25 protein-coding genes are annotated in these 26,039 nt (G+C 56.5%); 23 read left to right on the forward strand and 2 right to left on the reverse strand.

From position 1 onward, the window contains the following. Window positions 1-4 precede the first annotated feature (4 nt). The 9 genes from fmt (at window position 5) to spoVM (ending at window position 8,831) form a co-directional block, all read left to right on the forward strand. The gene (gene fmt, locus VN24_RS20135) at window positions 5-1,000 is read left to right on the forward strand and encodes a methionyl-tRNA formyltransferase (protein ID WP_045671884.1); all 996 of its coding nucleotides are present in this window, start codon (window positions 5-7) and stop codon (window positions 998-1,000) included. Further along, window positions 997-2,391: a 16S rRNA (cytosine(967)-C(5))-methyltransferase RsmB gene (rsmB, locus tag VN24_RS20140; protein ID WP_045671885.1), complete on the forward strand. Its 1,395-nt coding sequence runs from the start codon at window positions 997-999 to the stop codon at window positions 2,389-2,391. The genes fmt and rsmB overlap by 4 nt, the downstream gene beginning before the upstream one ends. Before the next feature lie 140 nt (window positions 2,392-2,531). Then, window positions 2,532-3,572, forward strand: a complete 1,041-nt coding sequence (gene rlmN / locus VN24_RS20145) for a dual-specificity RNA methyltransferase RlmN (protein ID WP_045671886.1) — start codon at window positions 2,532-2,534, stop codon at window positions 3,570-3,572. Window positions 3,573-3,586: 14 nt separating this feature from the next. Beyond that, window positions 3,587-4,354: a Stp1/IreP family PP2C-type Ser/Thr phosphatase gene (locus VN24_RS20150; RefSeq protein ID WP_045671887.1), complete on the forward strand. Its 768-nt coding sequence runs from the start codon at window positions 3,587-3,589 to the stop codon at window positions 4,352-4,354. Continuing rightward, window positions 4,351-6,531, forward strand: a complete 2,181-nt coding sequence (pknB, locus tag VN24_RS20155) for a Stk1 family PASTA domain-containing Ser/Thr kinase (protein WP_045671888.1) — start codon at window positions 4,351-4,353, stop codon at window positions 6,529-6,531. The genes VN24_RS20150 and pknB overlap by 4 nt, the downstream gene beginning before the upstream one ends. Beyond that, window positions 6,503-7,465 carry a ribosome small subunit-dependent GTPase A gene (gene rsgA, locus VN24_RS20160; RefSeq protein WP_238590737.1) on the forward strand — a complete coding sequence of 321 codons (963 nt, stop codon included), beginning with the start codon at window positions 6,503-6,505 and terminating at the stop codon, window positions 7,463-7,465. The genes pknB and rsgA overlap by 29 nt, the downstream gene beginning before the upstream one ends. 4 nt (window positions 7,466-7,469) lie before the next feature. Next, window positions 7,470-8,117: a ribulose-phosphate 3-epimerase gene (rpe, locus tag VN24_RS20165; RefSeq protein WP_045671889.1), complete on the forward strand. Its 648-nt coding sequence runs from the start codon at window positions 7,470-7,472 to the stop codon at window positions 8,115-8,117. Between the two features lie 29 nt (window positions 8,118-8,146). Then, window positions 8,147-8,392, forward strand: a complete 246-nt coding sequence (locus VN24_RS20170; protein ID WP_052703058.1) for a hypothetical protein — start codon at window positions 8,147-8,149, stop codon at window positions 8,390-8,392. A gap of 358 nt (window positions 8,393-8,750) precedes the next feature. Next, window positions 8,751-8,831, forward strand: coding sequence for a stage V sporulation protein SpoVM (spoVM, locus tag VN24_RS20175; RefSeq protein WP_010345573.1), 81 nt, complete (start codon window positions 8,751-8,753; stop codon window positions 8,829-8,831). A 160-nt stretch (window positions 8,832-8,991) separates the two neighbouring features. Here the strand turns inward: spoVM and rpmB are convergent, their stop codons facing one another. Further along, a complete protein-coding gene (gene rpmB, locus VN24_RS20180) occupies window positions 8,992-9,180 on the reverse strand; it encodes a 50S ribosomal protein L28 (protein ID WP_045671890.1) in 189 nt (62 codons plus the stop codon). A 488-nt stretch (window positions 9,181-9,668) separates the two neighbouring features. On the opposite strand from rpmB, the gene VN24_RS20185 reads away from it, so the two are divergent. The 11 genes from VN24_RS20185 to VN24_RS20235 all read left to right on the forward strand — a co-directional run bounded on the left by VN24_RS20185 (window position 9,669) and on the right by VN24_RS20235 (window position 22,169). Then, window positions 9,669-10,028, forward strand: coding sequence for an Asp23/Gls24 family envelope stress response protein (locus VN24_RS20185; RefSeq protein ID WP_045671891.1), 360 nt, complete (start codon window positions 9,669-9,671; stop codon window positions 10,026-10,028). Window positions 10,029-10,085: 57 nt separating this feature from the next. Then, window positions 10,086-11,891, forward strand: coding sequence for a DAK2 domain-containing protein (locus tag VN24_RS20190; protein ID WP_045673502.1), 1,806 nt, complete (start codon window positions 10,086-10,088; stop codon window positions 11,889-11,891). Window positions 11,892-11,941: 50 nt separating this feature from the next. Then, window positions 11,942-12,796, forward strand: coding sequence for a DegV family protein (locus tag VN24_RS20195; RefSeq protein WP_045671892.1), 855 nt, complete (start codon window positions 11,942-11,944; stop codon window positions 12,794-12,796). Between the two features lie 8 nt (window positions 12,797-12,804). Next, entirely contained in the window at window positions 12,805-14,856 is a 2,052-nt protein-coding gene (gene recG, locus VN24_RS20200; protein WP_045671893.1) for an ATP-dependent DNA helicase RecG, read from the forward strand. Window positions 14,857-15,011: 155 nt separating this feature from the next. Beyond that, window positions 15,012-15,299: a stage VI sporulation protein F gene (locus VN24_RS20205; protein ID WP_045671894.1), complete on the forward strand. Its 288-nt coding sequence runs from the start codon at window positions 15,012-15,014 to the stop codon at window positions 15,297-15,299. Between the two features lie 172 nt (window positions 15,300-15,471). Further along, window positions 15,472-15,825 (forward strand): Na-translocating system protein MpsC family protein, encoded by a 354-nt coding sequence (locus tag VN24_RS20210; RefSeq protein ID WP_045671895.1) that lies wholly within the window; start codon window positions 15,472-15,474, stop codon window positions 15,823-15,825. Window positions 15,826-16,204: 379 nt separating this feature from the next. Next, the gene (locus VN24_RS20215; protein WP_045671896.1) at window positions 16,205-17,251 is read left to right on the forward strand and encodes a Nif3-like dinuclear metal center hexameric protein; all 1,047 of its coding nucleotides are present in this window, start codon (window positions 16,205-16,207) and stop codon (window positions 17,249-17,251) included. 46 nt (window positions 17,252-17,297) lie between these two features. Further along, the gene (locus VN24_RS20220; protein WP_045671897.1) at window positions 17,298-18,392 is read left to right on the forward strand and encodes an ABC transporter substrate-binding protein; all 1,095 of its coding nucleotides are present in this window, start codon (window positions 17,298-17,300) and stop codon (window positions 18,390-18,392) included. 14 nt (window positions 18,393-18,406) lie between these two features. Beyond that, window positions 18,407-19,186 (forward strand): ABC transporter ATP-binding protein, encoded by a 780-nt coding sequence (locus tag VN24_RS20225; protein ID WP_045671898.1) that lies wholly within the window; start codon window positions 18,407-18,409, stop codon window positions 19,184-19,186. After that, entirely contained in the window at window positions 19,167-20,036 is an 870-nt protein-coding gene (locus VN24_RS20230) for an ABC transporter permease (protein ID WP_082083949.1), read from the forward strand. The genes VN24_RS20225 and VN24_RS20230 overlap by 20 nt, the downstream gene beginning before the upstream one ends. Before the next feature lie 672 nt (window positions 20,037-20,708). Beyond that, the gene (locus VN24_RS20235; RefSeq protein WP_045671899.1) at window positions 20,709-22,169 is read left to right on the forward strand and encodes a hypothetical protein; all 1,461 of its coding nucleotides are present in this window, start codon (window positions 20,709-20,711) and stop codon (window positions 22,167-22,169) included. Between the two features lie 9 nt (window positions 22,170-22,178). Here the strand turns inward: VN24_RS20235 and yyaC are convergent, their stop codons facing one another. After that, entirely contained in the window at window positions 22,179-22,796 is a 618-nt protein-coding gene (gene yyaC / locus VN24_RS20240; RefSeq protein ID WP_052703059.1) for a spore protease YyaC, read from the reverse strand. A gap of 150 nt (window positions 22,797-22,946) precedes the next feature. Between yyaC and VN24_RS20245 the strand changes: the two genes are divergently transcribed. The 3 genes from VN24_RS20245 (at window position 22,947) to VN24_RS20255 (ending at window position 25,958) form a co-directional block, all read left to right on the forward strand. Beyond that, complete coding sequence (locus tag VN24_RS20245) at window positions 22,947-23,690, forward strand: creatininase family protein (RefSeq protein WP_045671900.1); 744 nt, start codon at window positions 22,947-22,949, stop codon at window positions 23,688-23,690. Window positions 23,691-23,693: 3 nt separating this feature from the next. Further along, window positions 23,694-25,100: a hypothetical protein gene (locus VN24_RS20250; protein WP_052703060.1), complete on the forward strand. Its 1,407-nt coding sequence runs from the start codon at window positions 23,694-23,696 to the stop codon at window positions 25,098-25,100. Window positions 25,101-25,244: 144 nt separating this feature from the next. Next, on the forward strand, window positions 25,245-25,958 hold the full coding sequence (locus VN24_RS20255) for an iron-containing redox enzyme family protein (protein ID WP_045671901.1): 714 nt from the start codon (window positions 25,245-25,247) through the stop codon (window positions 25,956-25,958). Window positions 25,959-26,039 lie beyond the last annotated feature (81 nt).

A 26,039-nucleotide genomic window follows, 5' to 3' on the forward strand; every position in this document is an offset into this window, starting at 1 on the left:
AACGATGCGCATCGTATTTATGGGCACGCCCCAGTTCGCCGTACCGTCGCTGACGCTGCTGCTTGAGCGGGGGTATGAAGTGGTGGCTGTCATCACGCAGCCGGACCGGCCGAAAGGCCGCAAAAAAACGCTCACCCCGCCTCCTGTGAAGGAGGCGGCGCTTTTGCACGGGCTGCCGGTGCTGCAGCCGGAGCGGCTGCGCAGTCCCGAAGCGGTCGAAGCGGTGAAAAGCTTTAAGCCGGATCTGATCGTGACGGCGGCGTACGGCCAAATTTTGCCGAAGGCGGTGCTTGAGCTGCCGCGCCTCGGATGCATTAACGTGCACGGCTCGCTGCTGCCGAAATACCGGGGCGGCGCGCCGATTCAGCGGTCGATCATGAACGGGGAGACCGTAACGGGCGTGACGATTATGTATATGGCTGAAGGGCTCGATACCGGCGATATGATCAGCTGCGTGGAAGTTCCGATTACCGACGAAGATACGTCCGGTACGATGTTCGAGAAGCTGAGCATTGCCGGAGCGGAGCTGCTCGGCCGGACGCTGCCGGCGATCGAAGCTGGAGAAGCCGCGGCTGTTCCGCAGCGGAATGAGGAGGCGACGTACGCTCCAAACCTGACAAGAGAGGACGAGCGGATCGACTGGAGCCGCAGCGCACGCGAGCTGTTCAATCAGGTGCGCGGACTGTCCCCGGCGGCCGGCGCCTTCACGCAGCTGGCAGGAGACGTGTTCAAAGTGCGGGCGTGCCGGACTCTTGCGCCCGGACAAGCACCGGCGTCCGCAGCGGCTCCGGGAACGGTGCTCCGGACAGGAGCGGACGGCATAGCCGTACAGACGGGCGGCGGCGTGCTGCTGCTGACGGAAATTCAGCCAGCCGGCAAACGGGCGATGAATGCCGGCGACTGGCTGAAGGGCGCCAGCTTGCCGGAAGGCACCGTGCTCGGGGAGACCGGGGAAGCGGATTCGGCGGGCCGCCTTGAAGCCGAAGGCGGTCCAAGGTGAGCCGGCGCATCCGCGAAGGCGCGGTAAAGACGGCGCGCGGCCTGGCGCTGGACACGCTGCTTAAAGTCGAAACCGAAGGCGCCTACAGCAACCTTCAGCTGAACCGCTCGCTCCAGGCGGCGGGGTTGTCGCGGGCGGACGCTTCGCTTAGTACGGAGCTGGTGTACGGGACGATTCAGCGTCAGCTCACGCTTGACTATTGGCTCGGCCAGTTTGTGGCCAAAGGGCTGCGCAAGCTGGAGCCGTGGGTGCTCGTGCTGCTGCGGATGAGCCTGTACCAGCTGCTCTTTCTGGACCGGATCCCGCCGCATGCGGCGGTCAACGAAGCGGTGACGATTGCGAAGAAGCACGGGCATGCGGGTATTGCGGGGATGGTAAACGGCGTGCTGCGCAGCGCCGTGCGCCGGCTGGACGAGCTGAAAGCGGCGGCTTTTGAGACCGAGCCGCCGCTGCGGCGCATCGCCCTGCGCCATTCCTATCCGGAATGGCTTGTGAGCCGCTGGCTCGATGCTTACGGCGAGGAAGTGACGGAGGCGATTTGCGCCTCCGGCAACGAAGCTCCGCACGGGAGCCTGCGCGTCAACCGGCTGCGGATGAGCCGCTCGGAAGCGCTCGCGAAGCTGGCGGAAGAAGGCTACGACGCGCGCGAGTCGTCCGCATCGGAAGCGGGCGTTATCGTGGAACGGGGCGGCAATTTGGCGCAAACGGACGGATATGCTTCAGGACTGTGGTCGGTGCAGGACGAAAGCTCGATGCTCGTCGCCGAAGCCGCCGCGCCTCTTCCCGGCTTCCGCGTGCTCGACTGCTGCGCTGCGCCGGGCGGCAAATCGACCCATATGGCGGAGCTGATGGGCGATGAAGGAACGGTGATCGCAAACGACCTGCACGCGCATAAGCGGGCTCTGATCGCCGAGCAGGCGGAGCGGCTCGGATTGACGAGCGTCGAGGCCGCAACCGGCGACGCCGCCCTGCTCGGCAGCATGTACCCGGCGCAGTCGTTCGATCTGGTGCTGCTCGATGCGCCGTGCTCCGGCTTTGGCGTCATCCGGCGCAAGCCGGAAATCAAATGGACGAAATCGCCGCAGGACGTGAAGGCAATCGCCGATTTGCAAACGACGCTGCTTGACGGCGTGTGCGGGCTCGTCCGCCCGGGCGGCGTGCTGATGTACAGCACATGCACGATTGAGCGGGATGAAAACGAGCGGCAGGTAGCGGCGTTTCTGGAGCGTCATCCGGAGTTCGAGCTCGATCCGCAGTGGCCGGAGGCGCTGCTGCAAAGACTGCGCGCCGCGGGCGCCGCGGCAGCGGATTTCCGGGGGGCTGCGCAAATTTTGCCGCAGCATTACGGCAGCGACGGATTTTTCATCGCCCGGCTGCGCAGACGCGCTTAAACGCATAACGCAAAGAGAGCACATATAACGCCCGTGCGGCCGCAAGTGGCCTGTCATGGGCGTTTGTGGTAAAATAACGACGATAGCGGCCGGATGCGAAAAACGGCCGCTTACTTTTAAAAGATACAGGTGTGATACTATTGAAACCGATTATTTACGATTACTCGCTCGAGCAGCTTCAGGATTGGATGAAGGAAAACGGCGAGCCGGCGTTCCGCGGCGGCCAGCTGTTCGACTGGCTGTACGTGAAGCGGGTGAGCAGCTTTGAAGATATGACGAATCTGCCCAAAGGACTGCGCGAGAAGCTCGATCATTCGTTTCAGTTCGTGACGCTGAACGAAATTACGCGGCTGGAATCGAAGGACGGGACGGTCAAATTTCTGTTCGGCCTCCATGACAACCACGCGATCGAGACGGTCATTATGCGCCACAACTACGGCAACAGCATATGCGTCACGACGCAGGTCGGCTGCCGGATCGGCTGCACGTTCTGCGCATCCACCCTCGGCGGACTGAAGCGGAACCTGACCTCCGGAGAGATTGTCGCCCAGGTCGTCAAAGCGCAGCAGATGCTGGATGCGACTGGCGAGCGGGTCTCGAGCATCGTCATTATGGGCTCCGGCGAACCGTTCGAAAACTATGACGCAACGATGGCTTTCCTGCGTATAATGATCCATGAGAAAGGACTTAACATCGGGCAGCGCCATATCACCGTCTCGACAAGCGGCATCGTTCCGAGCATGTACAAGTTCACGGAAGAGAACACGCAAATTAATTTGGCCATATCCATCCATGCGCCCAACGATAAGCTACGCTCCAAACTGATGCCGGTTAACCGCCGCTTCCCGTTCGAGGACGTCATCGAGGCCTGCCGGCATTACATTGCGAAGACCGGACGCCGCATTACGTTCGAATACGCGCTCATCGGCGGGGTGAACGATCGTCCGGAGCATGCGCAGGAACTGGCGGAAGTGCTGCAGGGCATGCTGTGCCATGTCAATCTCATTCCCGTCAACTATGTTCCGGAACGCGATTACGTGCGCACGCCGCGCGACGATATTTTTGAATTCCAACGGATATTGGAAAAAAATAAAATCAATGCGACGATCCGCCGCGAGCAAGGACACGATATCGCGGCCGCATGCGGGCAGCTGCGTGCAAAGCATATGGAAACGAAATAGCGAGGTGAGACGGATTGATTACGGCAAACCGCAGTGATATCGGCCGGATTCGATTGGCCAATGAAGACCGCTCCTGGGTCGGAACGACCCGAAGCGGCTTGACGCTGGCGATCGTGGCCGACGGCATGGGCGGCCATCAGGCCGGGGACGTCGCCAGTCAGCTTGCGGTGGAGGCATTCCGCGATGCGATGGAAGATATTAAAGTCGATCTGACGGCAGATGAAGCGAAAATGCTTATCCGTCAGGCCATTTTGCAGGCCAATGAGGTCGTCTTTGACATGGCTTCGCGCAACGAGCAGTACCATAATATGGGGACGACTATTGTGACGGCGCTATTTTTGCAAGGGAGCAGCACGGTGATCGGACATATCGGAGACAGCCGCGCTTACCGCGTTTCCGGCGGCCAAATCACGCAGCTTACCGAGGATCATACGCTCGTCAACGAGCTGCTCCGCTCGGGGCAGATCAGCGCCTCGGAAGCGGTCAACCATCCCCGCCGCAACGTCCTGACACGGGCGCTCGGCACGGACCAGCAGGTTGATGTGGACGTTCAGGTCATCAAGTGGAACGATGAAGATACGCTGCTGCTGTGCAGCGACGGGCTTAGCGGCATGGTCGGCGACGACCAAATGCTGGAAACGCTGCTTGCGCCGGATCTTTCCTTGGAAGAAAAGGCGGAACGCCTCATCCAGCTGGCGCTTCAGGCAGGAGGCGACGACAACATTACCGTCGTGCTTCTGCAAGCCGGCATGGAGCGGGAAGGTGTGAAGGACAGCTTATGATTGGACGCGAACTTGGAGGACGTTACGAAATATTGGCGCGCATCGGCGGCGGAGGGATGGCTCTTGTCTATAAAGCGCATGACATTTTGCTTGGCCGCAACGTCGCCGTCAAAGTGCTGCGCCAGCAGTTTGTGCACGACGAGGAATTCATCCGCCGTTTCCGCCGCGAAGCGCAGTCGGCGGCTGCGTTGTCGCACCCGAATGTCGTCAGCATTTACGATGTGGGACAAGAAGATGATGTTCATTACATCGTCATGGAATGTGTCGAAGGCCATAATTTGAATGAAATTATCCAGGAGAGGGCGCCGCTGCAGACGGAGGAAGCGGTGCGGATCGCGACCCAAATTTGCGATGCGCTCGAGCACGCCCATCAGAACCATATCATTCATCGGGACATCAAGCCCCACAATATACTCATCGGGAAAAACGGCCGCGTTAAAGTGACCGACTTCGGCATTGCCCGGGCGGTTACATCGTCGACGATCACCCAAACGGGCTCGGTCATCGGTTCGGTGCATTATTTTTCGCCGGAACACGCCAAAGGGGTCAGCGCGGGAGAAAAATCGGACTTATATTCGCTCGGTATCGTCCTTTACCAGATGCTTACCGGCAATCTTCCTTTCCTGGGCGAAAGCCCGATCAGCGTCGCCTTGAAGCATCTGCAGGAGACGTTCGAGGAACCGCGCGCCGTCAATCCGCATATCCCGCAAAGTGTGGAAAACATCATTCTGAAAGCGATGCGCAAAAATCCTGCGGAGCGGTACGCCTCGGCCGGCGAGATGCTGGCCGATTTGGAAAGCTGTCTCAGTCCGGAGCGGCTGCGCGAGCCGAAAATATCGTTCGGTGCGGGGGATTTCGACGAGACGCGCGTCATGCCGGCGATTCGCAGCGGCAAGGAGATGCTCGCGCGCAGCGGCGGCACCGCCGCTACGGCGGAAACCGGACAAGTATGGGAAGAGCGGAGCGCTTCCGCAAAACCGGCGAAACGCAAATGGGTGCGTCCGACCGTTATTGTCGGCTTGACGCTGCTCGTCATCCTGCTCATCTTTGCGGGCTTTCGTTATGTCCAAGGCATGCTGGACGTCCCGGAAGTGGACGTTCCGTACGTCGTCGGTCAAACCGAGACAAAAGCCCGTCAGATGCTCATTGAAGCCGGCCTTAAGGTGGAAGAGCCGCCGATCCACGCGTATAAGAACGACGTGGAGAAGGGTGTCGTCTTTGCTCAATCCAAATCCAATATGAGGGTGAAGGAGGGGGCCTCCGTCAGGCTGTCCGTCAGTGACGGACCGGAACTGAAGACGATGGGCGATTATGCCGGTCAGTCTTTCGACGACGCCTTGGCGGCGCTGAAGGCGCTCGGCTTGTCCGAGGACCGGATCAAGAAGTCGGAGGAGTACAGCGACAAAGATCCCGGGATCGTCATCGCTCAAAGTCCCGATTCCGGCGCCCAGTTCGACCCGGCAGCGGATACCGTGACGCTTACGGTGAGCCGGGGACCGGAAACGGTCGAAATGCCGAATCTGATCGGCAAGACCGAGGAAGAGGCCAAGCAAGCGATTCGGCTGGCCGGACTCACCCTCAAAGACGAGAATATCGTCCGGGCGGGCAGCTACAAGCCGCAAGGCGAGGTTATCGAGCAGTTCCCGTACGATCCCGGCGCAAAGGCGGCCAAAGGAGCGGAGGTCTCCATTACGGTCAGCTCGGGGCTCCCTAAAGATGCGCTGGAATATACGTTTAACATCTTGATCTCGCCGGCGCAGGCAGGCAAGCCGAGCAAGGTGCGCATCACCTACTCAGACGCAACCGGCGAAAATATTGAAGGGGAAACGAGGGAGATCTCCGATTCGCAGACGTTTCCGGTGAAAGTTGTGCTTGCTCCGAATACGGAAGCGATGGTAAACGTATTCCGCGACGGGCAGCTGGCCGAAAGCTTCTCGAAAACGTACGACGATGTCAAAGACGGGGCGGATTCAATGCCGCAATCGGTTCCCGGCGAGGAGCAGGCGCCTCCTGCAAGCACGGACGGCGGCCAAAACGGCGGCGATCCGGCGGCGGAGCAGGCCGAGCCTGCGCAAGCGACGGGACAGAACTCGAATGAATTGAACACGGCGGACTCTAACCAATCCAAGAAGGATAGCGATAACGGCAATGATAACGGAAAAAAAGATGATGACTAGTCAAAAGGATGGGCAGCGCGCGGGAACAATCGTGAAGGCTCTCAGCGGGTATTATTATGTCGCCCCCGACGAAGGCGCGGATGAGCCTTTCCGCTGCCGCGCCAGAGGCATTTTCAAGAAAAAAGGATTAAGCCCGCTTGTCGGCGATCATGTGTTGTTCAGCGAGACCGAGCACGGGGAAGGAACGGTTGACGAAATCTTTCCCCGGTCGTCCGAGCTGATCCGCCCTCCAGTGGCAAACGTCGACCTCGCGGTGCTCGTCTTCTCCGTCACGGAACCGGCTCTAAGCCTTTCCCTGCTCGACAAGTTTCTGGTCCATATCGAGCACGCGGGCATTGAAGCCGTTCTATGTCTCAGCAAGCAGGACCTGACGATGGCCGAGGGCCGTGAAGCCGAGGAAGCGCAGGAAGCCGCTGCGATAGTGCGGCGGATTTACGAGCCGGTCGGTTATGAGGTTTACGGCACCAGCTCCAAACGGCGCGAAGGGATCGAAGCGCTGCGCGAGCGGCTGCGCCGCTCGGTAGCCGTCTTTGCCGGACAATCCGGCGTCGGCAAATCATCGCTGCTAAACACGCTCGTACCGGGGCTCGCGCTGGAGACGAACGAAATCAGCAGCCGGCTGGGACGGGGCAAGCATACGACCCGCCATGTGGAGCTGATCGCCGTCGGCGACCGGGAGAGCGGCGGTTTTGTAGCCGATACGCCGGGCTTCAGCCAGCTTGATTTTACCGAGCTTGGCATCGAAGATTTAGGCTACTGCTTCCGCGAAATGCGCGAGCTTGCGCCTTCCTGCAAGTTCCGGGGCTGTACGCATGTTCATGAACCCGGCTGCGCCGTGCTGGCAGCGCGCGAGAGCGGGAAGATCGCAGAGAGCCGCTATACGAACTATGTACAGTTTTTAGCCGAAATGAAAGATAAAAAACGGAGGTACTGACAAGATGGCCATTATCGCACCCTCAATTTTGTCCGCGGACTTTTCGCGGCTTGCCGAAGAAATCAAAGACGCCGAGCGTTCCGGAGCGGAGTGGGTTCATGTCGACGTTATGGACGGACACTTTGTCCCCAACCTGACGTTCGGCCCGCCCGTCATTAAAGCGATCCGCAAGGCGACGGATCTTCCGTTCGACGTTCATTTGATGATTGAGAAGCCGGAGCTGTCGCTGGCCGACTACGTCGCGGCCGGAGCGGACCGGATTACGGTGCATGCCGAAGCGTGCGTTCATTTGCACCGCGTCGTTCATATGATTAAAGAAGCGGGTCTTCCGGCCGGAGTCGCGCTTAATCCCGCCACTCCGGTTTCGGTGCTCGAGCCGATTCTGGACGACCTGGATCTGATTCTCATTATGACGGTCAATCCGGGCTTCGGGGGACAAAAGTTCATTTCCCAAACGCTGCAAAAAATCAGGACGCTTCGCTCCTTGCTGAAGGAGCGCGGACGCGGCCATGTGCATATTCAAGTGGACGGCGGCATTAATCCGGAAACGGCCCGGCTTGTCGTCGAAGCCGGAGCGGACGTGCTCGTCGCCGGCAGCGCCGTCTTCGACAAGCAGGACCGCGCCGCGGCCATCGCTGCGCTGCGCCCTTAAGCCGGGTGGGTGCGCGGCTTCGGTCGGTATTGGCAGTGCTTGGCTACGGCTTCGCCGCCGGCTGCATGATGATGCTGTTTGCGCTGGTGCCCGGCCTCGTGCGCTACGCTTTTTCGCTGGCGGCGTTATGGCTGGGGTACCGTTTCTTTCGCGGTTACGGTACGATCGGGCTGCGGATCGGGTTTATATTCGCCGCCGTCGCGTTTTATCTGCTGCTGACCGTGACGGTTTCGCTCGTGCTGTATATGCGCGTAAGTTCGTCCACAGCCCTTTAAAATGGGCTTGGGCAGGCTTTCTCCGGGTGGAATAGGACATGAGCGCAGCGCATAGGATGGTTACATGAACGTCAAGTTCTGTAACCATTTTTTTATATAAGAAAGTCTAACGTTTCACGCTTAATACTTTCTTATATTTCAACGCGAAACGTATTGTCGCCCATTAAGACGGCGGCAGCCGTTTCAGCATGTTTGGCGGCAAATGATGCCGCTCATTCTTAATGTCCGCGGCAAAAGAGCGGTCAAGGATGCAGGCTTGGGCAGCATGCTGCCCGTTGAAGGGGGAGCAAGGCACAGGTGTGGTGCAGGCGGATATTTATACGGGAATTCGATGAGCGAGTCTGAGGAGGGGTGGAGCATGAAATTTTATACGATCAAGCTGCCGAAATTTTTGGGCGGGTTCGTTAAGGCGATCTTGAATACCTTCCAAAAAAACTAATTCCGAAGCAACCGCCGTCGAACGATCGTAATCATGAAAAAAGCACCTGAAGATAAGCATCAGGTGCTTTTGTCTATGAATGGAGCAATAGGCCGTCATGTTCGGCCGCTCATGCATCTTCAGCGTCCGCGGCGCCAGCGCCGCGAGAACGGGAGAGGCATTAAACGCGGGTCACTTTACCTGCTTTCAGAGCGCGGGTGCTGACATAGACGCGTTTCGGTTTGCCGTCGACCAGAATGCGAACCTTCTGGACGTTAACGCCCCACGTACGGCGCGATTTGTTGTTGGCGTGAGAAACGTGGTTGCCTTTGCCGGGTGCTTTACCCGTAACGTAACATTTGCGAGACATGCGATACACCTCCTTTAAAAGGTTTTGCGTGAGATTAAGCTTTATTTTGCGTAGCCATACCGCATCGAAAGCATATACGCTTCATTTAAACAGACTTAGTTATTCTATCACAGAACGAGAGCCCGTTCAACCTGTAAATCGATTCCCTTTGTCCCCTTTTTCAGCCCGTCATCCGCTTACCGATCCGCTTCGCCATCACCGCATATCGCGAAAATCACATTTGCCGCACCTATTTCGACAGCGGCCGCTTTCTTTTCCCGGCACAATGCGCTAAAATAAAAATGTAAGCGCTACCAAATTTGCGTGAAGCAAACGAAAATCGGCGTTTACGCAAATCATAAAATCGGGCTCGCCGCTCTTTTTTCCGGCCTTGAAAACAGGCGTAAGAGAGAGAAAATGGGCGCAAGAGGCGTGCAGGCTTCATTATTAGGTTTGTTTATAGTACAATGTGGATTAGTCCATAATAGATAGAAAAAGGAGTGTATTCCATGCCAATGCAGCTGAGTACCGATCTTGGTAAAATAATTGTCGCAGACGATTGCATCGCGGTAATCGCAGGCTCTGCGGCATTGGATTGTTATGGACTTGTCGGCATGGCCTCGCGCAAACAGCTGAAGGACGGCCTTTCCGAGCTGCTGGGCAGGGACAACTTATCCCGCGGCGTCGAAGTGAGGCGCGTGAACGATCAAATCAATATCGATCTTCATATTATCGTCAGCTATGGAACAAAAATATCGGAAGTCGCGCATAATATTCAAACGAAGGTGAAGTACGTACTGAATGAAGTGGTGGGGCTTAAGGTTGATTTCGTCCACATTATTGTTCAAGGTGTACGTGTATCCAGTTAGCTAGGAAGGGGAATTTCCTTGAGAAAGCGCTTCATTGATGGGACGGATTTCGCCGGAATGGCACTTCTTGGCGCACAAAATTTACAGCGGAACGCAGAGCGCGTGAACGCGTTGAACGTGTTCCCGGTGCCGGATGGCGATACGGGAACCAATATGAATTTAACGATGACCTCCGGCGTCCGGGAGATGGAAGGGAAAAAATCGGAGTCCATCGGCAAAACCGCCGAGGCGCTCTCCAAAGGGCTGCTTATGGGCGCCCGCGGCAATTCGGGAGTCATTTTGTCCCAGTTGTTCAGAGGAATCGCCAAAGCGCTTGCCGGCCTTGACGAGGCCGGGACGGTGCAGTTTGCGGCCGCGCTGCAGCAGGGCGTGGATACCGCTTATAAAGCGGTTGTCAAACCTGTGGAAGGCACGATTTTGACCGTTGCCAAGGAGGCGGCCCGCCACGGGGTGCAAATTGCCCGCCGGACGCCGGATATGATCGAGTGGATGCGGGAGGTATGCGGGAAAGCCGACGAGGCGCTGCAGCGGACGCCGGATCTGCTGCCGGTATTGAAGCAGGTCGGCGTCGTCGATTCGGGCGGACAAGGGCTTCTGCTCATTTACGAAGGTTTCTTGCAGGCGCTGATTGCAGGCGCCGATCCATCCGAAGACGGATTTACGGCCGAGACCGGGGGCCCGGAGCCGTTTGCTCCGGCGGCGGATGCGCCCGTTCACTCCGGCGCGCTTGCCGCTTCGCCGTCCGCGGCAGGCGGGGCGAAGTCCGGGCAGCCGGCCCAGGCTGGCCTTTCTGCCGAGAGCATCGAATTTTTGTATGATATGGAATTTTTTATCAACCTGTCGCTCGGAGGCCGTCAAGCCGAGTTTTTTGATGAGAACGCTTTTAAGAAGGCTCTCGCCAAAGACGGGGACTGCATTCTTGTCATTCCCGATGACGATGTCGTAAAAGTGCACGTGCATACCCGCCGGCCGGGAGACGTGCTCAATTTGGCCCTTCCTTACGGCGAGCTGACGGATCTTCACATTTTGAACATGCGCCAGCAGCATCGGGATCTTACGAAAAATTCCGCTCCCGTCTCCGCAGCGGAAGCGGGCGAGGTTATCGCGGCGGACTACGGGGTATCGGGAGATGACGCGCTTGTCGTCGCGGAAGTGCTGGCGGGCTCGGCGATGCAGTCGGCTCCGCCGGAAACGGTGCACGAATTGGCGCCGTTCGGAATCATAGCCGTCGCCTCGGGAGAAGGCGTCGCTACCATTTTTCTGGACAATGATACGGATATCGTGCTTTCCGGGGGACAGACGATGAACCCGAGCACCGAAGATTTTGTCAATGCGATTCAATCGCTGCCGGCCGAGCATATTTATTTGCTGCCCAACAACGGCAATGTCATCCTGGCTGCCGAGCAGGCTGCCGAGCTTTCGGAGCGAAATGTGACGGTTATTCCGACCCGCAACATTCCGCAGGGCCTCTCGGCGCTGCTCGCGTTCAAGGAAAGCGAAACGCCGCAGCGCAATGCGGCGCTGATGAGCGGCGCGGCGGAGCAGGTCACGGCAGGCTCGGTTACGCGCGCGGTACGCGATACGGAAATCGACGGCGTGCAGGTGAAGGAAGGCGATTATATCGGCATTCTCGAAAAATCGATCGTCGTTTCCGTTCCGGAGCTGCAAAGTTGCTGCCAAGCGCTCATTGACCGTATGATGGAAAGCGGGGGCGATCTGCTTACCGTTTTAACCGGAGAAGGGGCGGCGCAGGCGGATACGGATGCGCTGGCGCAGTGGGTGGCTTCCGCTCATCCCGATGTGGAGCTTGAAGTGCAGGATGGCGGCCAGCCGCTTTATCCGTACTTGCTGGCGCTGGAGTAAGCTTAGTCCTGTCACGCTTGCGAAATGACTACAAGACTAGGAGGTGCGGCATGCCAAAAATCATTATCGTCACGGACAGCACGTCCGACATTCCAAAGGAAGTGCGGGAGCGGCTCGGAATTGAAATGGTGCCGCTGAAAGTGATGTTCGGCTACGATGCATTTCTGGACAATATTACGATCGGGCCGGAGCAGTTTTACGAGAAGCTGCAGCAATATCCCGAGCTCCCGACAACGTCGCAGCCTTCCCCTGCCGACTTTATGGCCGTGTACGAGCGCCTGCTGGAGCAGCAGCCCGAGGCGTCTATTATTTCCATTCATATCTCTTCCCAATTCAGCGGCACGTTCCAATCGGCGCTGCTGGCGCATTCGATGCTCGAGAGAGCGGCCGACATTACCGTCGTCGATTCCAAATCGGCTTCTTACGGTGCCGGACTGCTCGTCGTACGTGCGGCGGAGATGGCGGCGGCGGGCAGCTCGAAAGATGAGATTTTGCAGGAAATCGACCGTCTGCGAAACGAAATGGGCCTTTATTTTTTGGTGGACACGCTGGAATATTTGCAGAAGGGCGGACGGATCGGACGAGCCTCGGCGCTTGTGGGATCGATTTTGAACATTAAGCCGATTATGACGATCGATAAGGAAGGGGTCGTCACGGCTGTGGACAAGGTGCGGGGCAGCAAGAAAGCGATGCATCGCATCGTCGCTCTGCTTAAAGAACAGTTCGGCAACGAACCGGTTACGCTTGTGATCGCCTGGACATCGGACAAGACGCCGGCCATGGAGCTATACGAGCTGATCAAAAACGAATTTGCCGTGCATAAAGTCATTACAACGACGATCGGACCGGCAATCGGCACCCATGTCGGTCCCGGAACTTCCGCAGTGTTTATGTATAGGGTGTGAGTGGAGAAATGTTGAATTTGGAAGAAATTCCACTGCGGCAGATCAAAGGCGTGAGCGCTGCGAAGGAGCAGGAGCTTCACGCCTTTGGCATACATGCGGTGGCGGACTTATTGAATTATTATCCGTTCCGGTATGAAGATTACCGTCTGCGCGAGCTGAAGGATGTGAAGGACGGGGAAAAAATTACGGTGCGCGGCATTATCCGCGGACTTCCGATGCTGTCTCGCTTCGGCCGCGGCAAAGTGCGGCTGACGAGCAAGGTCGAGGTCGATCATCAGCTCGTGACGGCCGTCTGGTTCAACCGCGCGTTTTTGAAGGATCAGCTGACGCTCGGCCGCGAAATTACGCTGACGGGCAAGTGGGAGCAGCACCGGATGCAGATTACGGTATCCGACTCCGAGTTTCTGGACAAAGGACCGGCCAAGACGGGGACGCTGCAGCCGGTCTACTCGGTAGGAGGCGGCATTACGCAGGTCTATATGCGCAAAACGATCCGGCAGGCGCTGCTCCAGTACGGCGCGATGATCCGCGAAAATTTGCCGCCGCGGCTGGTCGACAAATACCGTCTGATGCCGAAGAGCGAAGCGGTTCTACATATTCACCAGCCCCAGGATACGAAAAACGGGGCCGCCGCCCGCCGGCGTCTCGTCTATGAGGAGCTGTTCCTGTTCCAGCTCAAGCTGCAGGCGTACCGGATGCAGAGCAGGAGCCGGATGGACGGCGTCGCCCACCGCGTGGACGGGGAGACGATCCGCCAGTTCGCGGCGACGCTGCCGTTCGAGCTGACGGATTCGCAAAAAAAAGTGGTGAACGAAATATTGACCGATATGCGGCAGCCTTACTGCATGAACCGGCTGCTGCAGGGCGACGTCGGAGCGGGGAAGACGGTGGTGGCGGCGATCGCGCTTTACGCGGCCGTTAAAGCCGGCCATCAGGGGGCGCTGATGGTGCCGACGGAAATATTGGCCGAGCAGCACTTGCGGTCGCTTGGCAAGCTGTTTGCAGAGACCGGCATCGAGGTCGCCCTGCTGACCGGATCGCTGACCGACCGCAAGCGCCGCGATCTGCTTGCGAGCCTGCAGATGGGATTGATCGACATCGTCGTCGGCACCCACGCGCTGATCCAGGAGGACGTTTTTTTCCGCAGCCTCGGTCTTGTCGTGACCGACGAGCAGCACCGCTTCGGGGTGAACCAGCGCAGCGTGCTGCGGCGCAAAGGGCAAAATCCGGACGTGCTGACGATGACGGCGACGCCGATCCCGCGCACGCTCGCCATTACCGCTTTCGGCGATATGGACGTCTCGACGCTGCGCGAGCGGCCGCGCGGACGCGTGCCGATCAAGACGTACTGGGTCAAACATACGATGATGGACCGCGTGCTCGGCTTTATCCGCCGCGAGACCGATGAAGGCCGCCAGGCTTATATCATTTGCCCGCTGATTGAAGAGTCGGACAAGCTGGACGTACAGAACGCGCTTGATCTGCATGTGCAGATGTCGCAGGCGTTCCCGGATTTGCGCGTCGGCCTGCTGCACGGACGCTTGAACGCCGCCGAGAAGGATGAAGTGATGCGCGCCTTCGGCGCGGGCGAGATTCACCTGCTCGTGGCGACGACGGTCGTTGAGGTCGGGGTGGACGTTCCGAATGCGACGCTGATGATCATTATGGATGCGGAACGGTTCGGATTGTCGCAGCTGCACCAGCTGCGCGGGCGCGTCGGGAGGGCGGGGCACCAGTCGTACTGCGTGCTCGTGGCCGACCCGAAGTCGGAAACGGGCCGCGAGCGGATGAACGTCATGGTGGAAACCGACGACGGCTTTGAGGTGGCGCGGCGCGATTTGGAGCTGCGCGGCCCCGGCGACTTCTTCGGAACGAAGCAGAGCGGACTTCCGGAGTTCAAGCTGGCCGATATGGCGAGCGATTTCGCCGTGCTGGAGGCGGCGCGCGACGATGCCGCGGATTTGACGGCGGAACCGGATTTCTGGCATTCGCCAGATTATGAGGAGCTGCGGCGGCTGCTGCGGCAGGACCAGATTTTTCAGGGAGATCTGCTCGATTAGGCAACATTGTCCGGCCGGGGGCATATAGTAAAGCGACTGTCTACTTATGCCGCCGGCTGCTCGCGAAGGATCCGGCCCACTGACAACTGCGCGCTGCAAGGGCCGCTCATTTTGCGTCAAAGCAGCCGGCTCCGATGGAGGTGCTGGGGCAAACGATGAGCTATCAGAAATTTGGGATCCGGCCGGATTTGGTCGAACGCGTCAAGCTGAAGATGAAAAACCCCGTTCTGAAAGAGAGGGTGAAGCTTGCGCTGCACGGCGTTAATAAATATGATCTTCAGGATCGCGCAAAGGTGCGAAAGCTGATCCGTACGTCCGCAGCCATTTTGAATGAGAAGCTGACCGAGGTGCAGGAAGAGCAGTTGACCGCGTTCGTCCTCTCGCAAAAAATCGATCCGAGCAGTACGATTCATTTAATCAAGCTGTGGGGCATGTTCCGCTGATACATGCCTTAAGCCGGTCCAAACCTTTGGGCCGGTTTTTTGTCATTGGAATCCGCTTGTTGCCGCACAAATCCGCGCGCCCTTTGCGCTGCCGGCAGGATACCGGGCATTTCTAGCGAAAAAGAAAAAACATACCATACAGAAGCGATTCACAATTAGGAGGGGATCGGCGTTGAAGAACCGGTATTCGACCGGCGTGCTCAAGCAGGAAATCATCAAAATTTACAACTCCATCAACCAGGAAATTTTCGGGGTCGGGATTAAATCCCAACGAATAGATATTTTGGGGGAAAAAGTGTTTATTTTCGCCCATCATAAACGAATTCCCGCTCTGAAAATATTGGACGATGCGAACCGGACGTTGACGGCAAGCGTAGATATGCTCGTTATGGAGGCCAACAAACGGATGCTGAAAGAGCAGCTGGAGAAAGGGCTGGGCCTTGAAGTGGCAGCCGTGCTCAAAGATTACGATCCGAAGACGGAGCTGTCTGCAACGATTATTGTATTCAAGGAAAATCTCGTTTAGTCTAACGCCTCAAGGAAGAAAGTTTTACACGAAAAATCATTCTGCAAGCGAATTGGAATAGAATTGATAAATAATACTAGATTATTAGCGGAATATGTGTTATATTACCTAACAAGCAAAACAATTCAGCTACATAAGGGCAATAGCGATGGCTTGCATTAAGGCGTATAATCCTTTTTTGAAAGAGATTGGACGCTATTTTGCAGCATTGCGATTAACCGGCAGCAGGTGCTAAAGAGCTCCTTTTTCGGAGAGCTTTACAACCGCTTATTGTGACATAGAAGACTCTTTTGTCTAAGGGTCCCGTATGTTCATAGTGAGCGGTTTTTTTTGATGCCTGAAATGGTAAATTCAGTAAGGAAGAGAGGGGCAGGCCGCTATGCTTCATGAACCGACCCGCACGAATGCCGGCCAGGTACTGTCGGCGCTGAATGAAATTTCGAGAGGAAGGATGGTGATGGACTGGAATGAAATTTCTTCGGGACAAAATCCTTATGTCGTCATGAAAAGCTCGAACATCCCGGGCAAAAGCGTCATCGAAATTCCCGGTCTCGTTTACGGAGACAAGAGCAAGCCGGTGTCCCGCATCGGCGTCGGCATGACGCTTACGGAATCGATGATCGAGCTGGCGTCGGGAATGGAGCTCGATTTGATCATCGTGCATCATCCGGTCGCGGATGCGGCCAGCTCGGGCGGCGTTCCGTTCGCCGATTATTTGCCGCTGTACAATCTTGCGCTCATCGAGATGCACGAGGCGTTTCACGGCCTGCATCCCGGCCTGACGTTTCTCCACGGTCATCATAAGGTTGCGACCGATACGTCGTTCGCGGGACTTCCCGGCAATGTGCTGCATAAAGGGGTCGCTTTGGAGGGGGTGAATACAGCCGGCGATATGCTGGCCTGGCTTGACGATTGGATGGGGCACGACATCGACCGCAACCTGCTGGAAGCGGAGAAGGCGATCCGCGGCGAGCTGTCGCTTCATGAAGCGACGCTGTCCAATCCGGCGAAGCTGCTGAGCGGGACGCCGGATCAGCCGGTGAAGCACATTTTGCACTTTTTTCCGCATACCGGGTTTTCGCTCGATCATCTGGAAATGGCATTGCGATTGTACCCCGAAACCGATACGATCGTCGTCAGCATCAGCCGGGTACGGGAAGATCATCCGTTCGTCGGCTTGGCGAAGCAAAGGGGTCTTAATTTCATTGTGGGCAATCCCCATTCGGTCGAAATTATGGAAAACGGCCTGCCGCTCGCATACGCGCTGGAACAAATGCTGCCCGGCGTTGAAGTGTTTTTGCTCCGGGAGCGCGTGACCGCCGTTCCGCTGCAGGATGTCGGTTACGGGAAGATGGTCCGGTACGGCAAAGAGATGGCCCATAACCATCTTCTTTCCAGCCCTTCGACCCGGGCCATACAAGTGTAACCGAAACAGACAAAAATAATAGGATATACTAGGGAGGAAGAGAGATATGATGGTCACGATGAAACGTTCCGCAGTTGTAATGATTTCGATGATGATGCTGCTGTTTGCCGCCGCCTGCGGAAGCGGCGGAACGAACGAAACCGCAACCACCAATACGCCGGCTCCGGCAACTGAAGAAACGACTTCTCCCCCTGCGAATGAAACAGGCGCTGAAGCCGCTCCCCAGGAAATAACCACGGTGAAATTTTCGGAAGTTATCCGCTCCATTTTTTACGCGCCGCATTATGTCGCGATGTCCAAAGGATTTTTTGAAGAAGAGGGCCTTAATGTCGATATGAATACGTCGCAAGGCTCTGACAAAGGGGCGGCCGCGCTGCTGGCGGGAACGGCGGACATTTCGCTGGTCGGTCCCGAGACGGCGATCTTTATCCATAATCAGGAAGGAAACAAGAAGCTGAAAATTTTCTATCAGCTGACGATGAAGGACGGCTCGTTCCTGCTGTCGCGCACGAAGGCGGATTCGTTCAAATGGAGCGATTTGTCCGGCAAAACGGTCATCAGCTGGCGGCCGGGAAGCGCGCCGCAAATGGTATTCAGCTCCACGCTCAAGCAAGAGGGCGTGGCGGACGCGAACGTGATCACGAATATTGCCGCACCGGCGATGGCCGCAGCCTTTACGGGCGGCCAGGGCGACTACATCCAGGTGTTCGAACCGCTTGCTTCCACGCTGATCAATGAGGGTAAAGCTTATTATGCCGCTTCCATGGGCGAAACTTTCGGCTCCTTCCCGGAAACGTCTTATGTGGCCACCTCGGAATATATTGAGAAAAATCCCGCAGTAATTCAGAAATTCGTGAACGCTGTCGCCAAAGGCCGCGAGTGGCTGAACACCGCATCCGACGATGAGATTGCCGAAGCGCTTGCGCCGTTCTTCGAGGGCACGAGCAAAGAGCTTATTATTCAATCCGTGAACCGGTACAAACAGCAGGATACCTGGCCCGCCAAGCCGGAGCTTACCGCCGAGGCGTTCGAGAAGCTGCAGGGCGTGCTGATCGAGAACGGGGTGCTCAAGCCGGAACAAAAAATTGCCAATATGACGGACGTCGTCGACATGACCTTTGTGGGCAAAATCGGACAGTGAGGAAGTGATCTTCAGTGGCACAAATTGAACTGCGCGGAGTGGGCTTAAGCTATTTCACGCTGAAGCAGGAGACGGAAGCGCTGCGGGACATTGATATTTCGATCCGGGCGGGCGAGTTTATCAGCATCGTCGGTCCGAGCGGATGCGGGAAGAGCACTTTGCTCTCCCTCATTTCCGGCATGATCAATCCGACCAAAGGCAAAGTGCTGATCGACGGGGAAGAAGTAAAGGGCACGTCGCACAAAGTCGGATATATGCTGCAGCACGACCATCTGTTTGAATGGCGGAGCGTGCTGCGCAACTTGACCGTCGGCGCGGAAGTGCGGAAGATGGACCGCAAGCAGGCCGAGATCCGGGCGCTTGAGCTGATGGAGCGCTACGGCCTCGGCGGCTTTGCCGGCCATAACCCGGCGCAGCTGTCGGGCGGAATGCGGCAGCGGGTCGCTCTGATCCGGACGCTTGTGACGGAGCCGGACATTCTGCTGTTGGACGAACCGTTCTCGGCTCTTGACTACCAAACCCGGCTTTCGCTTCAGGAGGATATTTTCAAGATCATCAAGGATCAGGGAAAAACGGCGATTCTCGTCACCCACGACATTTCGGAGGCGATTGCGATGGCGGACCGGGTGATGGTCATGTCAAAGCGTCCAAGCACGATCCATAACATCCATCCGATCCGTTTTGCCGAGGGAGAGTCGTTATCACCGTGGCAAAAAAGGGAAGCGGGGCAGTACAACGCCTACTTTAATGCCATATGGAGGGAGCTGGAGGGCCATGTCAATGCTGCCGGCTAAGGAAATCACAATTTCCGTCAAACCGGAAAGCGGGAGAACGGCCGAGCATCGGGACTCGCCGGTGTCCCCGCAATACAAGAAGTATCTTCGCGCTCAGAAGCAAAAGGTATGGCTCATCCGCGCCTCCCGGCTGTTCATACTGGCTGCGTTTCTTGCATTGTGGCAGCTGGCGGCCGATCTGAAGTGGGTCGATCCGATGCTGACGAGCAAGCCGTCTTCGCTTATAAGCTCCTTCCGCGAGCTGGCGCTTAACGGAAATTTGTTCAAGCATATCCGGGTAACCGCAGTGGAGACGGTAATCAGTATGGCCGTTTCGATGCTGCTCGGATTCGTGATCGCCGTGCTGCTGTGGCTATCTTCGTTCGCTTCGAAGGTGCTGGAGCCTTACATGGTTGTCCTGAACGCGCTGCCGAAGGTGGCGCTCGGACCGATCTTCTATATTTGGCTCGGCGACCGCTATTCGATTTATGGGATGGCCATTGCGATTTCGCTTGTCGTCACGGTGCTGATGCTGGAGAGCGGATTTAGGGAAATCGGTCAAACGAAGCTGAAGCTGATGGAGTCGCTCGGAGCTTCGCGGATGCAGATGCTGCGGATGGTCATGCTGCCGGCCAGCATCCCGAACGTCATCGCCACATTGAAAGTTAACGTCGGTCTGACGCTCGTCGGGGTCATCATGGGCGAGTTTCTCTCGTCCAAAGCAGGGCTCGGCTATTTGATTATATACGGCGGCCAAGTGTTCCAAATGAACATGGTTATGGTCAGCATCGCGATGCTGGCGCTGATGTCGGTCGTGCTGTATGGCATCGTGAGCGTGATCGGTTATTATGCGGGGGGTGGAAAAAGGTAGCGCTGCGCGGGCCATTTGTCCACATAGGAAAGATCAGTTCGATAAGTACAAAAAATGCGTACGATAATGATCTTTCCTATTGGCGATAAAACCTACCTCTTAACGCGGTCGCTCACCCTTGAATTGCTGCGATAGAGGTTTTCTCATCTTCCGATCGCCACCGTCCCCGGATTCTTGGATTGTATGAACCCTTACAGGGTTAGAATCCGGGGACAAAAGCGACCGCTGACGCTTCTCCAGATTCAAATGGCCCACTCCGCTCTTCTTTTTCAGGGAGGGACAGACGCGGCGGCGCGAGATTTCGCGCTTGCTGTCTGAACCGGATAAGGGCGAGAGAAAAAGATTGCGCTGCACGGGCGCTGGCCGGCAAAATTGGTAAAAAGATTATATTGACCAAATCTTAAATTTGGTATACGAAAAACCTCTGCGCGGACGCTGCTGAATCCGGTTTATTTTTCCCGGAAACGATTTGTCCGCGCAGCTCATTTTTTATACAAAATAAGAAAATATAACCATTGACATGTTATGATTATGTTATGTTTATGTAGGAAAAATGCAATGAAAGCGTGACGCAACAATAATATTGTATACCAAAAACCAAAAAATCCTGTTTCTTCTCGTAAATCTGTGCTACAATTCATCTCGGAAGGAAAAAAAACGAGAAGAAGAGGGATGCGGATGATTACTGCTTCACACGTAATGTATGCTATTGTGACAGTGGTTGTTATTCTGGTGATGTTGGGGAGGAAAGGGGTCGTCATACCAACCTTGATCGGAACGTTTCTGATCGGGTGGATGTACAGCGGAAACGCGATCGGCGGATTCAAGACCGTGTATAACGCGAATCTGACGGCAGCCAAAGAACTGTTTACGATTTTCCTTATTATCACGTTTATGGTGGCGCTGCTTGCCTCGCTGCGTGATATGGGCGCAGACAGGCGAATGATCAAGCCGATTCAGAAATGGATCGTCAACGGGCATATCGCTTTTGCCGTTCTGGCAGTCGTCACGTTTGTCATTTCCCTCTTCTTTTGGCCGACGCCGGCCGTGCCGCTGCTTGGGGCGCTGTTGATGCCGGCCGCAATTCGCGCGGGTCTGCCTCCGATGGGCGCAGCGATGGCGGTGGCACTTGCCGGTCAGGGGATGGCGCTCTCTTCCGACTACATCATGCAGGTCGCGCCGATGCTCAGCGCCAAAGGCGCAGGCGTAGCCACCTCGGCTGTTGCGAACAAAGCGATGATTTTGTCGCTTATTACCGGCGTTATTTCGCTTGGCGGAGCTTACTTGATGGTCCGCAAAGGAATTCGCAAGCCGGCGCTCGGCAGCGCGCCTGCCGATGTCGTAGCGATGCCGACGCAAGAGCCGGCTATGTCGGAAGGATTTGCCGAAGCGGCAATGACGGTCGAAACGATCGCGCCTGCTGATGAAAAGTGGTCCAAGCTGTTCGCCGCACTCGTACCGCTATCGATGCTTGCGGTTATGGTCGTCATGATTATAAGCAAGTTCGGCAGCGGACTCGGAAGCTTTGAAGGCGGAGACGGAGCCGCATTTATCGGCGGTGTGGCCGTTATTCTGCTCATCCTCAGCTGTACGGTGTTCACGAAGATCCGGGCGCTTGACAAAATCAACGATCACTTGACGGAAGGTTTCGTCTTTGCCTTCAAGGCGATGGGGCCGGTTATTCCGATCGCAGGGTTCTTCTTCCTCGGCAACGCCGATTTTTCCGGCAGCATCCTGTCCGTTGCGGAAGGCGCCAAGGCACCTGCGTTTCTGTCCGACATCGTCATGTCGATTCAATCCGTCATTCCTTCCAATGAGTTCTTTACCGCCTTCGGCCTGCTGCTGATGGGCATTATCGCTGGCCTCGAAGGCTCCGGCTTCTCGGGTCTGCCGCTCACCGGTTCCTTGTCGGGCGCGCTTGCCCCCACGGTCGGGATGGATCCTTCCACCTTGGCCGCCATCGGTCAAATGGGTTCGGTATGGTCCGGCGGCGGGACGCTGATCGCATGGTCGTCGCTCGTTGCGGTAGCCGGTTTTGCCGGCGTATCGGCGATTGATTTGGCGAGGAAAAACTTCCTGCCGGTTATGGCCGGGCTTGTCATTTCCACGATCTTCGCCATTTTGGTCTGGTAAAGCGTATCGTTACCAGCCGGCGGAAAGAGTATCCGAAGAGGAGCCGCCTTCCGGAAGCTGAGACGGGACAAGCCGGGGAATCATATGGTCCTGCAGCGACCGGACGAGCACCCCGGCGATAACGGAAGCCATATCGTCCAAAAAAGTTAAGAGGCTGCCGTGTTCCAAAATTTGCGGACGCAGCGGGGCGTGGTTGTTCACAATTCCTTTGAAGTGAATGTGGCCGACGGCGGGGAGCGATTTGCCGAGCCCGCTCCCCGGCTGCAGCGGCTCTTCGACAAGCTGAAGCGTTCCGATTTTGTAAAACTGTCCCAGGCAAGCGTCGACAGCGATTACGTAAGCGCCTTTTCGCTTGGCTGCGATATGCGCCACCGTTTTATTTAAATTCAAAGCATGGACCGGTTTCTCGGTTGTACCGAACAGATACACGCTAGGGTGCTGGCCGAGAAGCCGTGCCAGCTTGCTGCCCACAATCGGTCCAAGGGCATCGCCGGGATAGCGGCTGGATCCGACGCATACGATGACAATTTCGCTGTAACCCGGCTGCTGCTGGAGAAAGTGACTGCTCAGGGCATTCGTTAAGTAAGGAATCGTTTTTTTATCTAAGTAGTGGCTGTGGTGCATCATTTCATTTTTTCACCTGCTTCGAATAAGTTTCGGATCTTTTCTTTCATCATATCACGTAATATTACGTAGGTCCCCTAATTCAACGCAACGTTCTTTGAATATTCTAGGTGTACAATATACCGTAAACATAATAAGGGGGGAATCAAACAAATGCAAGCCTATTGTTTGACCGATATGACGTGGCCGGAAGTCGAGCAGGCGCTCAAGACGGTCCGTATCGCCATTATTCCCCTCGGCGCTCATGAACAGCACGGGCCGCATATGGTTGAAAGCTGCGATGCGGTGCTGGCGGAAGAGATGGCGAAGAAGCTTGCCGGACTGCTCTATCCGGAAGCGCTCGTTACGCCTACCATTAATATGGGCGTATCGCCGCACCACCTTCATTTTCCGGGAACGATCTCCCTGGAGCCGTCAACGCTGATTGCGGTGCTGCGCGATATGATCCGCTCGCTGAAACAGCATGGAATCGACAAGGTGCTCGTGCTCAATTCGCACGGGGGCAACCAGGCGACGCTTGGCGTAGCGGCCGACACGCTGACGAGGGAGCTTGACGTGCAATTTCTGTATGCGAAAACGACGGCATCGGCGAAAGATGTGATGAACCGGACGATCCAGTCGACGCTGTACGGCCACAGCTGCGACCGCGAAGTATCGGAGGCGCTTTATTTGGCGCCGCACCTGGTACGGGAGGAGAAGCTGGAGAAGGGCGACATTCAGGAAGGCAAATGGCGCAAGCTGCGCCCGGGCAATCCGCTGCAAGGTTTTTATTATTATGAAGAGATGACGCGCAACGGCTGTATCGGGGACGCGACGCGGGCGAGCAGGGAGATCGGCAAGGAAATCGTGGACACGGCACTCGAGCGGCTGGCGGCAGCCGTTAAAGAAGTGCTGTAAAATATGGTCAAACTGCTGCTGTTTGCGGCCGCGATCGCCGCTTACCTTAGTGACGCGGTCTATTCGGCTCCGTGGTTGAAATGGCTCATTTCCGTCCTGAGCCTGCTCATTGTTTTGACCGTCTTTTCCGCCGTCAAGCCGTATGTCCGGTTTCTGGGCAGCCTGTTTCTGGCACTCGGCCTTGTGATGCTGATCAGGGACAATTCGTCCTTACCCGCTATCGTGCTGAGCTTCGGCAGCATGCTGAACGTGCTTAGCCTGTTCGCCCTTATCCCGCTCATTGCGCTGCCGATCGAGCTGGGCGGTTATGCCGTTAAGCTCCGTTCGATGATCCAGCGAAGCGTTCATTATTCGGGCGTGCTGTATCTGATTACGTCATCGCTCGCTTATATTCTCAGCTCGTTTATGAACTTGGCCGCGCTTCCGATGGTGTACGGCATGATCGGGCCTTCGCTTGCCCTCTACCCGATCCGGTTAAAGGAACGGTTTGTCAGCCGGGCGATTACGCATGGTTATGCGATGCCGATTATCTGGTCGCCGGTTGCTCCGATTATGGGCATTGTGATCGAAATGACGGGAGCGGAGTGGGGATCCCTGCTGCCGATCGTCGTTCCGCTCAGCCTGCTCGGGCTCACTTTGGATTGGGTGATGGGTTTGCTCATTGCCAGACACCGGATCAAGAAGCTTGACCCCTCCGCTGTCGCCGAGCTGTCCGCAGCCCGGGAAGAATCGGCCGGTGCCGACGACCGCAGGAGCGGTGCCGATAAACCGCGTCATCCGCTGCAAATCGTCGCCGCCCTCATCGTGTTCAACGGGCTGATTGCGCTGCTCGAGTGGTATTCGCACCTGAGCTTTCTGCTGCTCGTATCGTTAATTGTCATCCCGTTTGCCTTCGCCTGGTCGCTGCTGATCGGGAAAGGCGGCTCGTTCTTCAAGGAAGGGCGCAGGCGGCTGCCGCAGCAGCTTGTGAACATGCAGGACCAGTTTTTCGTCTATTTAAGCGCGGGGTTTATGATCACGGCGATCAAAACGACGGGGGGCGGCGAAGTCATCAATATGTGGCTCGGGCACTTGAAAGGATGGATCGGCTCCGATTTGTTTTTGCTGTTCATTCCGCTCATCCCGCTGGCGCTCGCCTTTGCAGGGCTGCACCCGGCTGTGGGACTGGCGCTCGTTGCCGAATCGCTCGACCCTCAGAAGCTGGGCATTTCCGTTAATTTGACGGCAATTGCGATGCTGGCCGGAGCTTCCAGCGCATTTATGATGGGGCCCTACAATGCGACCGCCGGGCTGATGGCCAATCTGGTCAAGCGCAGCCCGTACTCCGTCTCCAACTGGAACGCGCCGTATACTGCCGCCTATTTGGGGCTGTCAATGATTTTTCTCATTATTCTGAAAAAAATAAGTTGACAGATGGGCGGAGCTGGGGAATAATAGAGTCATATTCATTTTGGTATACAATATACCATAAACCAATTCAACTGATGTTGTTGCCCCGCTGATCTGCTGATCAAGAGATTCCGTATTTTTCAAATTCGAGAGGAGAGTTTTGGCATGACGACAACTGCAACGCAATCCCGACTGATGAACAAGGAAGAATTCCGCCGCGCATTGGAACAGGCAATCGAAGGCAACGCTGTTGCCAAAGCGCCTTTTACGACGATGTGGGCAAACGGCGATTTGAAGAAAGAACATTTCGCCAGATGGGTTGAGCAGCATTACGCTTATGTCGGACCTTTCGCCGAATATCTCGCTTACATTTATGCCAACTGTCCGCATGAGGATGCCCGGGACTTCCTGCTGCAAAACATGTGGGAAGAAGAGCTTGGCGGCGACCGCCACACCGACCTGCTGATCCGTTTCGGCGAATCGTGCGGCACGACGCGTGAGCGGATCGTATCGATGGAGCATCTGCTGCCGGAAACGATCGGTCTGCAGTCGTGGTGTTACCGGATGGCGTTTAAAGAAAACTTCCTGTTCGCCACCGCGGCGCTCGTTGTCGGACTGGAATCCCAGGTGCCAGCCATCTACCGCAGACAAACGCCGACTCTCCGTGAGAAATACGGGTTTACCGATGAAGAAGTCGAATTTTTCGATCTGCATATCGTCTCCGATGAAATTCACGGCGAACGCGGTTACCAGATCGTGCTCGAATATGCCAAAACCGCTGAAGAACAGCAGCGCTGCATTAAAATTGTGGAAGAAGCGACGAAAATGCGCAGAATGTACATCGCGGCGATTTCCCGCGAGTTTGTAACAAACGAATAAGCTCACAGCGGAAGCTGTACATAACGTTCTAGAAGACTCGCTCTTGCGGGAACGTTATGTACAAGCACCGCGCCTGAAGAA

This window comes from Paenibacillus beijingensis, assembly GCF_000961095.1.
In the GTDB taxonomy this organism is placed as follows: domain Bacteria; phylum Bacillota; class Bacilli; order Paenibacillales; family Paenibacillaceae; genus Paenibacillus_O; species Paenibacillus_O beijingensis.